The following is a 14,684-nucleotide window of genomic DNA, read 5'->3' on the forward strand; positions in this document are numbered from 1 at the left end:
AAAAAAAAAACAAATATGCAAGTAAAATAATGTTTATTTTCTTGATATTCAATAGCTTTTATGAGCGTCAAATGCGAAGTGATAATTGAACGTTAAGCTGCTATTGTTTCGTCATAATATGAGTACGGCATACCTACCTGAGTAGTTACCTCAAAAGTGCATATGCCCTGGCAATGGAACTGCGTCAGATTTTCAACGCCAAAATCACGCCGACAAAAGCCATGGGGCGGATGAACAAGTGGTATGAAAAGGTAATGGCATTGGGCAACAATAACTTCCGCTCTGTCATCAAGACATTCAAGAACCACGCACCGACCATCCTGAACTACTTCCGGCGACGTGCGACCAATGCCTCCGCCGAGGCTTTCAACTCTAAAGTCAAGATCTTCCGCTCGCAAATGCGCGGTGTCCGAGACCGCGATTTCTTCATCTTCCGACTGGTCAAACTGTACGCTTGAATATTTAACACTTCGTTCTACTCAATTTAACATATGCACTGAGAAATCTGCTTGGGCCAAAATAACCTCCACCCTACTTATAAATCGCATGTGGCAAAATGCCACATACTCCTGAATATAATACGAGAGTGCCTCAAACATTTGTGGCACTCTCGTATTTTTTTATCCATGAATATAGTCCGCATAAACTATGCAACGTTATCTTCAACTATTCGGCATCAAGAAGATAAAAGAATCAATGAGTTAAGCAGCTGATGCTTAACTCATTGATTCATGTTGTCTTACCTGGATTCGAACCAAGACAGGCAGAACCAAAAACTGCAGTGCTACCATTACACCATAAGACAATCCTTTTACTCAAGCCATAATAATGACGCTTTGCCCATGACGGATGAGGCATCTTAGCCTAAAGTGGTGCAAAGTTACGGAGTTTTGATGAATTATCCAAGAGATAAACGGCATTTTTTGCACGTCATCTCTTGGATAATCATTTATTGACATCTTTTTTCACACTTCCCAAAACTGTTAGCGGAGCGTGTGGCAGATGTGTGTATCAGTCAAGTTTATGGATTATGAGTCCCGAGCGGAGCTTGGGCTCAAACCATGTAGTCTTGGGCGGCATGATATTACCCGTGTCAGCTATGTCCATGAGCTGTTTCATGGACACGGGATAGAGAGCGAGGGCCACGGCCATTTCGCCTGAGTCGACACGACGCTTGAGTTCGCCGAGACCGCGTATACCTCCGACAAAGTCGATGCGCTTGTCGGAACGGAGGTCGGTAATGCCGAGAATATCGCGGAGTATGAGGTCGCTCGAGATGGTTACATCGAGGATACCTATCGGGTCGCTGTCGTCGTAGGTGCCGGGGCGGGCTGTGAGTGAATACCAGCGACCGCCAAGATAGAGCGAGAAGTTATGAAGAGCCTGCGGACGGTATTCATCGGTGCCCTTATCCTCGACTGTGAAGTTTTCAGCGAGGCGTGTGAGCAGTTGCTCGGGCGAGAGGCCGTTGAGGTCACGCACCACACGATTGTAGTCGATGATGTTGAGATGAGAAGCCGGGAAAGCTACGGCGAGGAAGTAGTTGTATTCCTCGTCACCGCGGTGGTCGGGATTGGCCTGTGCTTTCTCATGGCCTACGAGTGCGGCGGCAGCCGAGCGATGGTGGCCGTCGGCGATATAGAGATAGGGTATGCGGTCAAACTCACGGGTTACGGTCTCGATCATTTCAGGATCGTCGATTACCCAGAAATGATGGCCGAAGCCGTCGGGTGCGGTGAAGTCATATTCAGCTTCTCCCTTGGTGACACGGTCGATGATATCCTGCAACACCTCATTGTCGGGAAAAGCGAAAAATACCGGCTCGATATTGGCATTGTTGACGCGCACGTGCTTCATGCGGTCTTCCTCTTTGTCGCGTCGGGTGAGTTCGTGTTTTTTGATGCGTCCCTCCATGTAGTCGGCTACGTTGGCAGCGATGACGATGCCATACTGTGTGCGGCCGTTCATGGTCTGGGCGTATATGTAGTAATGTTCGGCTTCGTCCTGGAGGAGCCATCCGTTCTGCTGGAAGGCATTGAAGTTTTCGACGGCCTTACCGTAGACTTTGGGATCATGCTCGTCGGTGCCCGGTTCAAAGTCTATTTCGGGTTTGATGATGTGATAGAGCGAACGGGGGTTGCCCTGAGCTTCCTGACGGGCTTCTTCGGAGTTGAGCACGTCGTAGGGGCGTGAAGCTACTTCGGTGACGAGATCACGGGGCGGACGAACGCCGCGAAAAGGTTTTACTTTAGCCATGGTATTGTGATTGGATTATGATTGGGGTCGATTGTACAGGAGGGGAGAAAAGTATATTTATGAGAGATGTTTTGACCCGGAGAGAGGTAGCAATGGAGAGATGTCGGGTAATATAAATTCACCTTGCAGGGAGATAGGTGGCAGGGGTGCCGGTCCCTGCAAGGTGAAAAATTATGTGAACTGTCTGATGCGTTTTCAGCGTTTGCGTTCGATGGTCTGCTTGCGGTCGGGACCGATCGAGACGATAGTGATGGGAGTTGCGAGCTCTTTCTCAAGGAATGAGATATAGTCGCTGAATTCTTTAGGGAACTCGTCCTCGCTCTGCATGCCGGTCATGTCGGTCTTCCATCCGGGGAGTGTGGTGTAGACAGGTTCGATGTCCTCTTCGATGGAGTAAGGGAATTGTGTGGTCTCCTCGCCGTTTATGCGGTAAGCTGTGCAGGCTTTGATTTCGTCAAATCCGTCAAGGACGTCGCTCTTCATCATGATGAGCTGAGTGACACCGTTGAGCATGATTGAGTAGCGGAGAGCCACGAGGTCAATCCATCCGCAGCGGCGTTCACGTCCGGTTACGGCTCCATATTCGTGACCGAGGTCGCGTATGCGTTTGCCGGTGGCGTCAAAGAGCTCGGTGGGGAACGGTCCGCTGCCCACGCGTGTGCAGTAAGCCTTGAATATACCGAACACTTCGCCTATCTTGTTGGGAGCCACGCCGAGGCCCGAACATGCACCCGAACTAATGGTGTTGGATGATGTAACGAAAGGATATGAGCCGAAGTCGATGTCGAGGAGTGTGCCTTGCGCGCCCTCGCAGAGAATGCTCTTGCCTTGGGCGAGGAGGCCGTTGATGAGAAATTCTGAGTCAACGATGTCGAAGCCTTTGAGATATTCGATAGCATCCATCCATGTGGCCTCGAGAGTGGCGAGCTGCTCGGCCTCGGGGGTCGCGCCAAGCGATTCGAGACGTGCGAGGTGCATCTGGCGGAGCGCGCCGTATTTTTCATCAAAATTATGGAAAGCGTCACCCAGACGTATGCCGTTACGTGAAATCTTGTCGGTGTAGGTGGGGCCTATGCCTTTGCCTGTGGTGCCGATTTTCTTACCGCCCTTGGCCTTTTCGTTGGCGGCGTCGAGCAGACGGTGAGTCGGAGTGATGAGATGAACTTTCTTGGATATGCGCAGTATCGAGCGGAGGTCGATGCCGCTCTTTTCGAGCTCCTCGGCTTCCTGACGGAAGAGCACGGGGTCGAGGACGACACCGTTGCCTATGATATTGATCTGTCCATGCTGGAATATACCTGAGGGGATGGAGCGGAGCACATATTTCTTGCCTTCAAATTCGAGTGTGTGGCCGGCATTGGGGCCTCCCTGGAATCTTGCCACGGCATCGTATCGCGGAGTGAGCACGTCCACGACTTTGCCTTTACCTTCATCGCCCCATTGGAGCCCGAGTAGCACGTCTACTTTCATAGTGTATGAGTTACTATATATTTTATGTGTGTATATTTTTTATTTCTTCCTGTTTTTGTCCTTCGGCCGACATCCGGTGCAATAGCCTGTCATGCACACTTCAAAGCTGTCGGGCAGGAAGGACTGGTAACGTTTGAGGGCGAGCGTGCGGGCAAGCTGACGGTCGGAGACATCGCGCACCTTTCCGCATTTGCGGCATATGAGTCTGACACTCTGCGACGGCTCGATGGTCGTCTCCCAGGTGTCGGGCTGCAGGTGCAGGCGGCGGAGCAGACCGGCGCGGCTAAAGAGGCTTACTGAGTTATAGACCGTTGCCCGGCTCACACGAAAACCTCCACTTCCGACGGCTGCGCACAACTCGTCGACTGTGAAGCGTGCGGGCATCTCCATAATCCTGTCGAGCACAGCCTGACGCTCGGGGGTGCAACGCATGTGCCGGTCGGCTATGTAACGGCTCAGAGTCTCGCGTGCGAGGCTCTTGCGCTTGTCCTCATTCATCACTCGCAAAATTACAACCAAGGGGCGAATTTTCCAAAAAAACAATGGTGTTTTTGCTCCTGCCGGGATTGTTTTACATGCGGATTATGCCTGATGATGTGAGTATGCGGAATGTGAGGTCTTTGAGCAGGTCGTAGGGATTCTGGCGCGAACCGATGCCCTTGCCGCGACAGTCACATTCGCGCAGAGCCGAGATGATTTCGATAGTCTGGCGCACACTGTAGTTGCGCGAGGCTGTCTCATAGTTGCGCAGTTGCCACTGGTTTTTAAATCCGAGCGCGTCCATATATCCGGCAGTCGACTTGTCGCGTGTATAGTGATAGATGAGCAGATTGGCAAAGAAGTTGAAGAGCATGGTCACCGTCAGTATGACAGGATTGTTTTTGGGATTGGCGGTGAAGTATTGCACGATGGCCATCGACTTGGCGGCGTTGCGGTTGATGATGGCGTCGAGAAACTCAAAGTTGTTGTAATCCTTTGAGATGCCAATGTTGCGCTCTATGGCCTCGGGCGTAATCATAGCCCCGGGGCCGAGTATAAACGATAGCTTGTCTATTTCATTATATAGACGCGCCAGGTCTGTGCCGATGTAGTCGCGGAGCATGGAGAGCGATTTGGGGTCGACAGTCATGTGCTTCTCCTTGATGAGATCAGAGATTACAGGTAGGATATTGCGCTCGCTCACCTTTTTTGACTCGAATATTACCCCGTTTTGCTTTATGGCTGCCAACAGTTCCTTGCCTTTTGCCTTGTCTCCGCGACATGCGATTACGAGTACGGTCGACTGATTGGGACGCAGGGCATAATGATGGAGCTTATTGAGCGAGTCGGAGCGTATGGCCTGGGCTTCCTTGACGATTACCACCTGACGCTCAGCCATCATCGGGAGCCGCTGACACACATCCATGATAGTGTCGACACCGGTCTCCGGACCATAGAGCGTATAGAGGTTAAAATCGCGCTCCTCCTCGGGGAGAAGTGCCTCAAACATCTTGACAAGCTCGTCGATATAATAGCCTTCCTCGCCGTGAAGAAGATATATCGGCATAAGCCGTCGGGCAGCAATGGCTTGGCGCAGTTGCGGATAAGTGATGCCTGATGCGGAGTCAGTCTTTGTGGCGGCCATGGGCGGGATAGTTGAAGGTTACTTGCGAGTGTAAAATTAGCAATATTTCCCCGCATTGACAAGAATTTGGCCGGGCTTTGTCGGCGGTTGAAATTTGCCCGGTCGGAATTGTTTGCTTAAATTTGCCACACAAAACAATCGCTATCACCATGCCAGTATCACTCACTACACCTCCACCTCCGCTCAATCTCCCGCCGGCCGATCTGTCGTTGCGTCCCGGACGCAAGGGCGTGGAAGTGCGCGACATACTACGAAACAAGTGGATAGTCCTGACTCCCGAAGAGTGGGTGAGACAGCATTTCGTGCACTATCTCACGCGCCATCTCGGTTTTCCGTCCTCTTTGATGGCCAATGAAGTGGGCATAACGCTCAATTCGACATCCCGCCGATGTGACACGGTGGTCTACACTACCGCGCTCGAGCCGCTGATGATTATCGAATACAAGGCTCCGTCGGTCAGGATTGACAGGCATGTGTTTGAACAGATAATACGCTACAACATTGTGTTGCGCGTGCCCTACCTTGTGGTAAGCAACGGGATGAACCACTACTGTATCCGTGTCGATGTCGCCACGCGCAAGTGTGAGATGCTTGCACAAATCCCCTGCTATTCCGATTTATAGAACGGCAGGGGATTGGTCTATGAGTTTTGAGTCGTGTATGAGCCACGATAAGCCGGCTATTGTGCGGCCATGAGCTCACGCTCTATCTGCGAAAGGTCTTCCTGGAGTTTCTTTTCGAGGGGGAGACGCTCGTCGATTAGCTTGCACGCATAAAGCACTGTGGCATGAGAGCGTTGCAGACGCGCTCCGATAGCCTTGAACGGCATCTTTGTATGTTTCTTGGCGAGATACATCACCATCTGACGTGCATCCGACACCTCGCGTTTACGCGATTTGTCAAATATCTGCGAGGGCTCGATGTTGTAAAAGTCACTCACTATGCGCGCGATTGACTCAAAATTGGTCTTGCGCTGGTTGAGTTTGACTGAGTTGGCGAGCACACGACGAGCGAGATTGATGTCTATCTCACAGTTGAGGCCGGTGGCATAGGCAAGCAGCGACACCATCACACCCTCGATCTCTCGGATGCTCTGGGTGACATTGGTTACGATAAACTCTACCACATCCTCGGGAAGTTTCACTCCGTCGCGGCGGGCTTTCTGAAGAAGCACTTCGCGGCGCAGGGCATAATCGGGCTTGTCAAGACGGGCGGTCATGCCGCTCTTGAATCGAGAGAGCAGACGCTCCTCCATGCCTTCCATCTCGGCAGGAGCGCAGTCACTCGACATGATGAGCTGCTTGTTGTTCTGCTTGAGGTGGTTGAATATGTGGAAGAATGTGCGCTGTGTCTTTTCTTTGCCTATCAGCTCCTGAATATCGTCAATGATAAGCGTGTCGATGCTCTGGTAAAACTTGATAAACTCGTTGATCTTGCCGCGCAGAGTGGCCGACGAGAACTGGTCCTGAAACAGACGTGCCGTAATATATAGTACGCGCGTGCGTGAATCGCGTTCCTTGATACGTATGCCTATCGCTTGTATGAGGTGAGTCTTGCCCACACCACAAGGGCCGAAGATAAACAGAGGGTTGAACGTCTTGAGCTTGGGATCATTGGCTATGGCCTCACCGATCGACTGGGCCACCTTATTACTCTCGCTTATACAATAGTTCTCAAATGTATAGGCGGGATTGAGCTGCGAGTTGATCTCCTCTACATATTTATCCTGGAAAGGATTGGCCGAAGCTCCGGGAGCGGGTTTCACTCCGTGGCTTGGATGAGCACTCTCCATGCTTACTTTGGAGGTGGGGTCGTCGGCCACGATGGGAAATTCGTAGGTGAGGCGTATGCCTTTGCCAAAAACTCGCTCAAGCGCGAATTTGAGCACGCCTATATAACGCTCGTCAAGCTGCTCGGCAAAAAATTCCGACGGACAGGCGATAGTGAGCACGTTATCATTCATGCTGATGAACGACAACGGGCTGAACCAGTAGCGGAATTGTTCTGCGGGAATCGTGTCACGGATTATATTGAGACACTTTTCCCATTGCGGCGAGTTTTGGTATTGCATGGGGTTAAAGACTGTTAGAGAAGAGAGGCAAATAGTGTTGTCTGCGGTATTGGTAGACCCGCATATTCTTCTGCAAATTTCCAAAAAAAAAATCACATAATCAAATCGCTTTTCGCTTGCTTTTTTAAATCATATCGCACTGCTTTGAATTTCAGCATATTAAAGGATTTGTTTAAAAATTAATTTATACGCAACTATTGCAAAATTACAGACTCTTAAATATCAACATATTAACACATGTGATTTAATCTAATGGTTGAACCGGCCGAAAAATATTAAAATCACACAATTGCCTGATGTTAGGGTTGTTCTGCAATTTAGCAGACAATCGGATGTTAAAAAATATTATTTAGACTAAATCTAAATAGCGTATACGCAGTCACACCTCTTCCGACACCGATATTGCCACCTCGCCACCATCTCGGTTTTCACTAATCCGTGACTATACTTATTGTCATAAACACAACCTACACACAAGTCTTGACTGCTCTTGATTCTTAATTGTTTTTTTCGTACTTTTACGCCATAAACCATCGTTATTAAAGTATGGACGAAAACAAGCTGACGGGTATAGCATCCCTTTTCATGACTTCCGGCCGGCCGTGCAGTGCCCGACGTCTCGGCAACGGACTTATCAACGACACTTTCATCGTCACCTGTCAGCCGGGCGGCCATCGCTATGTGCTCCAGCGCATCAACACCGACATATTCCGCGACCCTGACACACTCCAGGACAATATACTGGCTATCTCGGCTCATCTGCGCAAATGTCTTATAGAGGAGGGCATCGCCGATTCTGACCGCAGGGCCCTTGAATGTGTGCTGACCCACGACAGCAAGAGCTACGTCATATCCGACGGAGAATGCTGGCGCATGACCCGCTTCATCGAAGGCTCGGTCAGCATAGCGGGCATGTCGGAGAAGATGGCCCGTAACGTGGGGCTCGCGTTTGGAAAGTTTCATTGCACTCTTGCCCGCCCTGATGCTCCGGAGCTTAGGGAGACTATTCCCGATTTCCATAATATGCCGTTGCGGCTGTCGCAGCTTGAGGAGGCTATGAAAGCCGACAGTGTCGGCCGACTCGCTGATGTAAGAGAGATGGCCGACGGGCTCCTTGCTCGTGCTGCTGAGATGATGCTCGCCGAGAACATGCATTCCGACGGACGTCTGCCAAAAAGAATCATACATTGCGACACAAAAGCCGACAACATCCTATTTGACGAAAATGGCGAAATCCTTTGCGTGATTGACCTCGACACTACCATGCCCGGATTTGTAATGGACGACTTCGGTGATTTTCTACGCACTGCAGGCAATACCGCGGCCGAAGATGAGCCTGACACGTCAAAAATCAGATTTGACATGGATGTTTTCAGGCCATTTGCACGCGGCTATGCCGAATCGGCGTCATTTCTAACGCCCGAAGAAAAAATGACTCTTGTCCACGGAGCCCTCAGAATGACCTATATGCAGGCCATAAGATTTTTTGCCGACTATCTGAACGGCGACACCTATTACAAGACTGCCTACCCCGACCACAACCTCGTCAGGGCACGCAACCAGATGACACTCCTCTCCTCCATCGACTCGCATATGGAGGAGATGAAAGCATTTATCGACACATTGTATCGCTCAAAATAAACTCACTTAATCATAACCATGAACCGCTTTATCACATTATTTTCTCTTGCATTGGCTATTGTGACGGCATTTCCCTCCATAGCATCTGCCGCCGGCCAAAAATCGTCAGACGACCGGATTATCCGTCTCAAAACTCCCGAGAGAGCCAAGGGACAGACCGACCTTGTAGGATTTCGTCTCGCTCCCATGGACAGCGTTCGCGTAGGCTTCATCGGACTCGGAATGAGGGGCCCCGGAGCCGTCTACAGATTTGCCAACATCGACCGCACAAGCATCAAGGCTCTCTGCGACAAGCATGCCGACCGGCTCGCCACTCCTCAGAAATATCTTAAAGACGCCGGACGCCCCGCTGCTGCCGAATATTCCGGTCCAGACGGATGGAAGGAGCTTTGCCGCCGTCCCGACATCGACCTCGTCTACATCGCTACCGACTGGGCCAACCACGTGCCCATGGCCGTCTATGCCATGCAGCAGGGTAAAAACGTAGCCATCGAAGTGCCCGCGGCTATGGACCTGGATGAGTGCTGGAAACTTGTGGATACGGCCGAAAAGACACGCCGCCACTGTATGATGCTCGAGAATTGCGTATATGATTTCTTCGAGCTGACCACCCTCAACATGGCTCAGAAAGGACTCTTTGGCGACATCCTTCATGTCGAGGGTGCCTACATCCACAATCTTGAGGATTTCTGGAAAGCCTATGAGGGCAACTGGCGTCTCGACTTCAACGAGAAACACAAAGGTGACGTCTATGCCACCCACGGCATGGGGCCGGCATGCCAACTGCTCGACATACACCGCGGCAACAAGATGAACTACATCGTGTCGATGGAGTCAAAGGCTCTCACCGGCCCGAGGATTGTCAAAGAACAGCTCGGACGCGAAAACTCCGACTTCAAAAACGCCGACCACACAATGAGCATGATACAGACCGAGAACGGCCAGACCATGCACATACAGCACGACGTAATGAATCCGCGCCCCTACTCGCGCATGTATCAGCTTACAGGCACCGAGGGATTTGCCAACAAGTATCCTCTCGAGGGTTACGCATTCAGGGAAGTGCAGAAATTTGAAGGTATGCCCGATCATGAAAACCTTTCCAGCCACTCGTTTGTCCCCGATGACATAAAAAAATCGCTGATGCAGAAATACAAGCACCCCATCCAGGCCGAGACCGAGGATATGGCCCGCAAGGTCGGTGGACACGGCGGCATGGATTATATCATGGACTATCGTCTTGTATACTGTCTGCTCAACGGTCTGCCGCTTGACCAGGATGTCTACGATGCCGCCGAATGGTCGGCCATAGGCGAACTCTCGCGCATCTCAATCGAGAATGGCAGCGCGCCTGTCGAAGTACCCGACTTCACACGCGGTGCATGGAAAAAACTCAACGGCTATCATCACTACATGAAAGGAGAGTGACATCCACTCTGATCTGAACAATGTGATATAAAGAGACTGAGGTCCCGGAAGAAAAATTGTAGTTTTTCTTCCGGGACCTCAGTCTCTTATTTTGTGACCACAAACGTGTATATCCGGCCCGAATTTATACCAGACTTACGTGCCGACCAAAATGTATCGGGATGGCACCTGGTACATAACGAATCATCAAACTTCTTGATATTACCCGGCTGTAACCCGCAGCCGATTAACACTTTGGCGACGTGTTTCTGAAGTGATACATGAGGCTTTTGTCCCGGTTGCATCACGACGCAATCACTGTCAAAACGCTCGGCCACTTCATGACCTACTTCAAAGCAGTCGCAGCATATCGACGGTCCCATGGCCGCCTTTATGTCAGACGGATGTGCTCCGAGCCGCATCATGGCACCGACAGTCGCCTCGACCACTCCGCCTACAGCTCCGCGCCATCCCGCATGGGCCACACCACTTATGCCGGCCACCGGGTCGATCAGTACCACCGGCACACAATCAGCCGTGTTGATGCCTATCATAATGTCGCTCATATCGGTGACAACCGCATCGACTCCTTCAAGCTCTGACGGGGCGGCAGGGAGAGCGGTAATGACTGCGACATCCGACGAGTGGGTCTGGCGGGGGATAATGACGCGCTCGGACGGAAGGGCAAAGTGAGCGGCCAGAGCCCGGCGGCATTGCGCCACATGTGCCGGATCATCGCCCGTGTAGTGACACACATTAAATCCGCTGTAAGGCTCCTCGGGCGAGGATGTGGCGCGGGTGGTGTAATAGGCCGTGGCCCGGCCTGATTGCAGGAGCTTTTGTATCGGGAGTATAGTCATGTGAAATGAGTCGGTTCTATTCGGTTTTATTTCGTAAATAATTTGTAATTTTGCCGCGTTTTTTTCAGTACGTGATGTAATTATGAAACACCCTCTTAATCTCAAGGGCCATGTGGCTATGGCAGGAGCCAACACGATGTGGGGCCTGATGGCACCCATTGCCAAAATGGTCATGGCGGCCGGACTGGTGTCACCGTTGCTTATGACCAACTTCCGCATCCTCGGGGCAGCACTGCTTTTCTGGACGGCGTCACTCTTTGTTCCCTATCAGAAAGTGCCGCCGCGCGACCTGCTTTTGCTGGCCGGAGCCGCAATGCTCGGCATCCTTTTCAATCAAGGTTGCTATGTGTTTGGCGTAGGCTACACATCACCGGGCGAAGCCTCGATTATCACCACCACAATGCCGCTGTGGGTGATGCTGCTTGCCGCGCTGATACTCGGCGAACCCATTACGCTCAAGAAGGTCGGCGGCATCGTGCTCGGAGCCTCGGGCGCGCTCATGCTTGTGCTTGGCTCGTCAGCCTCGGCAGTGCGCGGCGACAACCCCGTGCTGGGCGACTTGCTTGTACTTACCGCCCAGGTGAGCTACGCGCTCTATCTCACGTTTTACCGCAATTTCATTAGGAAATATTCGGTCATCACACTCATGAAATGGATGTTTACGTTTGCGGCAGTCGTGATATTGCCGTTCTCGGCCCGCGAGTGGACCGCAACGGCGTGGAGCGAATTTACAGTCAGAGAGATTGCCGGAGTGGGCTATGTGGTGCTTTTTGCCACATTCATCGCCTATATCTGCATCATGATAGGCCAGAAGTGCCTGCGGCCTACGCTTGTGGGCATGTATAATTACGTGCAGCCCATCGTGGCGTCGTGTGTGGGGATATGGCTCGGACTCGACACATTCACCCCGCTCAAGATGGTGGCCGTGGTGCTAATATTCTCGGGAGTATTTCTCGTGACCATAAGCAAGGCCGCTCCTCACAAGCCGTCGGCCGCCGACTGACGCACCCTCACGCTGTCGGCCTCCATGCGTTCGAGATAGCTCTGCATGAGCCCCTTGATTTTGCGCTGCATGGCATCGCGTTCGGCCGGATGTGCGTCCTTGACATCGGTGGTCATGAGTATGTCGTCTATATAGTCATACATGCCGGTCACATTGCAGTCGGCATCGGTCTGGAGAAAATAGCGGCCCATGTAGATCTGCGGAGTGAATATCCAGTTGAAAGCCCAGCGGTCCTCGGCAGGTGTGGCGAGCGCGTCGTTGCCAAACGCTATGTAGTCGCGGTCATAGCCCAGCCATCCGAGGATGGTGGGGAGTATGTCGAGCTGCTGCATCAGCCCCTCGCGCACACCGCGCGGCATCTCGCCCGAAGGGTCGAAGATTACGATAGGCACATGGTTGAGTCCGGCCTCGGTCTTATATTCGTTATGAGTGGTCTTGCTGCTCGAATGATCGGCCGTGAGCACAAAGATGGTGTTGTCATACCATGGCTGCTGCGAGGCTGTCTCAAAAAACCGTCCGAGCGAATAGTCGGTATAACGTATGCACTTGTGCAACTGGTGTATGCCCTCGTCCTTGAAGCGGCCCTTGTAACGCTCGGGGATTGCAAACGGATGATGTGACGAGGCCGTGAACACTCCGGTCACAAACGGCTGAGGCATCTCTGACATTTTCAGCGCGTAATATTGCAGGAACTCCTCGTCCCATATGGCCCATGTGCCGTCAAAATCATCCTTGCCGTTGAAACGGCTGTCTTCACAATACTCGTTCAGTCCGTAATATTCCTCAAAGCCGGCTCCGCGGGCAAAGGCCTGGAAGCCCATAGAGTCATTGGTGCCTCCGTGGAAAAACGCCGTGTGGTATCCCCAGTTTTTCAGCTCGGTGGCAAAACTGGTTATGTGATTGAGCGAATAAGGCGAAAGAAAAAAACCGTAGCTCATGCGGGGGATTGACGAAAGTATGGCCGGCATGGCGTCGATGGACACTCCGGTGTTGGCTATGGTGTGCTCGAAAGTGAGCGTTTTGGGGATAAACGAATCCATCCAGGGCGTATAGCCGCGATAAGTGCTGTCATCAAGCGCGCGGTTGTTGTTGAGACCGCCTATAAACTCGGTGGCAAAACTCTCCACGATGAGTATCACCACATTCTTATGCCGCTGTATAGCCGAGTCGGGAGCCGCATGATGCAGAGGTGTGTACACGCTGTCAAGTTCCGGACCTGTTGTGAAATAGGCCGGCACCATAGGCGGACGTTTACCAATGGTGCGTATGAGCGAGAAAGGTGTGTTGAGCACAACATTGGCCTCAGCCGGACGTGTGGCAAACTGATGTGCGTTGCTCACGGCGATGGGGCGCGTAGAGGTGAAGAATGTGGCTCCCCTCATACCCCATATGGCTACGACAGTCACGGCCGCTATCGCTACGATATTGACAGCCCATTTCTTCCACGTCTGCGGTCTGAAACACAGCGATGCCTCACGATAGAACCGCCACAGACACCAGATGATGACAGCGGCCAGCAACACGAGATACCAGTGATTGATAACCTCGATGCCGAAGATGCGTCCTATATTGTCCTCGTTGCCAAACTCGTTGAATGTACGGGTAGTGATGCGGTGATGTCCGAACGGATAATACACGCTGTCGCCGAGATTGAGCACCACGGCTATGGTGTTGGGTATGAAATAAGCCATCCGCGTGACCATACGGTATGTCCTGTTGCGGCCGGGAGCCGAAAACGGAAGCATCGCGAGCACGATATACAGAATATTGGTATAACAGATGGCGGATGTGTCAAACCATATGCCGCCGCGAAAAATCTTAACGGCCGACTGCCATGTCAGCGAAAGCGAATACTGGTCCCAGTTTTCAAGCAGAAACGCAAGTCGGCACACACTGTAAGCCACATAAGCCATAATCAGGTTGGCCGCAATCGCCATTGCGGTGCGCAGACTGTTGTTCATCGTTATCTTATGAATCATGATTGATGTGTTTATCTCATGCAAAGTTACATAAAAAGGCATACTCGGCAAAAGAGATTTCATAAGATGACGTGTATGGCAACCCGCGCGGAGCGGACCTCGGGCCCATCCTCCCCCTGTCCCCCACGCGGGCTGCCGACTGCCGCGAACAAGCAGATTATCAAAGTCAATAGACTGTATCGGTGACTGTACAGTCTCACAAAAAGTTTGGCGGCCCGGGCAGGATTCGAACCTGCAATGTACTTTCCATCTAATGAAGTTGTTCAAACTTATTTCGAGATGTTAATAATACAGTAAAATAATAAAAATACAGCGCATTCAGCAAAGGGCGCACTATATTATAGTTCCCACACTCTAATATACCGTACCAATG

General features: G+C 51.7%; 12 protein-coding genes. 5 read left to right on the forward strand and 7 right to left on the reverse strand.

All coding sequences use genetic code 11. The features are described 5' to 3' along the window. Positions 1-137: 137 nt before the first annotated feature. Positions 138-458, forward strand: coding sequence for a transposase (locus tag QGT73_RS15040; RefSeq protein WP_280122973.1), 321 nt, complete (start codon positions 138-140; stop codon positions 456-458). A 553-nt stretch (positions 459-1,011) separates the two neighbouring features. Here QGT73_RS15040 and QGT73_RS15045 read toward each other — a convergent pair. The 4 genes from QGT73_RS15045 to holA all read right to left on the reverse strand — a co-directional run bounded on the left by QGT73_RS15045 (position 1,012) and on the right by holA (position 5,350). Continuing rightward, positions 1,012-2,256 (reverse strand): DUF1015 domain-containing protein, encoded by a 1,245-nt coding sequence (locus QGT73_RS15045; RefSeq protein ID WP_280122962.1) that lies wholly within the window; start codon positions 2,254-2,256, stop codon positions 1,012-1,014. Positions 2,257-2,451: 195 nt separating this feature from the next. Then, positions 2,452-3,726, reverse strand: a complete 1,275-nt coding sequence (locus QGT73_RS15050) for an adenylosuccinate synthase (protein WP_280122963.1) — start codon at positions 3,724-3,726, stop codon at positions 2,452-2,454. A gap of 39 nt (positions 3,727-3,765) precedes the next feature. Further along, a complete protein-coding gene (locus QGT73_RS15055) occupies positions 3,766-4,224 on the reverse strand; it encodes a Fur family transcriptional regulator (RefSeq protein ID WP_280122964.1) in 459 nt (152 codons plus the stop codon). 73 nt (positions 4,225-4,297) lie between these two features. Next, positions 4,298-5,350: a DNA polymerase III subunit delta gene (gene holA / locus QGT73_RS15060; RefSeq protein WP_280122965.1), complete on the reverse strand. Its 1,053-nt coding sequence runs from the start codon at positions 5,348-5,350 to the stop codon at positions 4,298-4,300. A gap of 149 nt (positions 5,351-5,499) precedes the next feature. On the opposite strand from holA, the gene QGT73_RS15065 reads away from it, so the two are divergent. Continuing rightward, entirely contained in the window at positions 5,500-5,973 is a 474-nt protein-coding gene (locus QGT73_RS15065) for a type I restriction enzyme HsdR N-terminal domain-containing protein (RefSeq protein ID WP_280122966.1), read from the forward strand. A gap of 56 nt (positions 5,974-6,029) precedes the next feature. Here QGT73_RS15065 and dnaA read toward each other — a convergent pair whose 3' ends face one another. Then, the gene (gene dnaA, locus QGT73_RS15070; RefSeq protein WP_280122967.1) at positions 6,030-7,421 is read right to left on the reverse strand and encodes a chromosomal replication initiator protein DnaA; all 1,392 of its coding nucleotides are present in this window, start codon (positions 7,419-7,421) and stop codon (positions 6,030-6,032) included. A gap of 546 nt (positions 7,422-7,967) precedes the next feature. Here dnaA and QGT73_RS15075 point away from each other — a divergent pair. Next, positions 7,968-9,062 carry a phosphotransferase enzyme family protein gene (locus QGT73_RS15075; RefSeq protein ID WP_280122968.1) on the forward strand — a complete coding sequence of 365 codons (1,095 nt, stop codon included), beginning with the start codon at positions 7,968-7,970 and terminating at the stop codon, positions 9,060-9,062. An 18-nt stretch (positions 9,063-9,080) separates the two neighbouring features. Continuing rightward, entirely contained in the window at positions 9,081-10,490 is a 1,410-nt protein-coding gene (locus QGT73_RS15080; RefSeq protein WP_280122969.1) for a Gfo/Idh/MocA family protein, read from the forward strand. 86 nt (positions 10,491-10,576) lie between these two features. Here the strand turns inward: QGT73_RS15080 and pgeF are convergent, their stop codons facing one another. Continuing rightward, entirely contained in the window at positions 10,577-11,329 is a 753-nt protein-coding gene (gene pgeF / locus QGT73_RS15085; protein WP_280122970.1) for a peptidoglycan editing factor PgeF, read from the reverse strand. An 82-nt stretch (positions 11,330-11,411) separates the two neighbouring features. On the opposite strand from pgeF, the gene QGT73_RS15090 reads away from it, so the two are divergent. After that, entirely contained in the window at positions 11,412-12,332 is a 921-nt protein-coding gene (locus QGT73_RS15090; protein ID WP_280122971.1) for a DMT family transporter, read from the forward strand. Here QGT73_RS15090 and QGT73_RS15095 read toward each other — a convergent pair. Then, positions 12,308-14,311 (reverse strand): LTA synthase family protein, encoded by a 2,004-nt coding sequence (locus QGT73_RS15095; RefSeq protein ID WP_280122972.1) that lies wholly within the window; start codon positions 14,309-14,311, stop codon positions 12,308-12,310. The two genes, QGT73_RS15090 and QGT73_RS15095, sit on opposite strands and share 25 nt — an antisense overlap. Between the last annotated feature and the right edge of the window lie 373 nt (positions 14,312-14,684).

Source organism: Duncaniella muricolitica (genome assembly GCF_910574735.1).
Lineage (GTDB): Bacteria > Bacteroidota > Bacteroidia > Bacteroidales > Muribaculaceae > Duncaniella > Duncaniella muricolitica.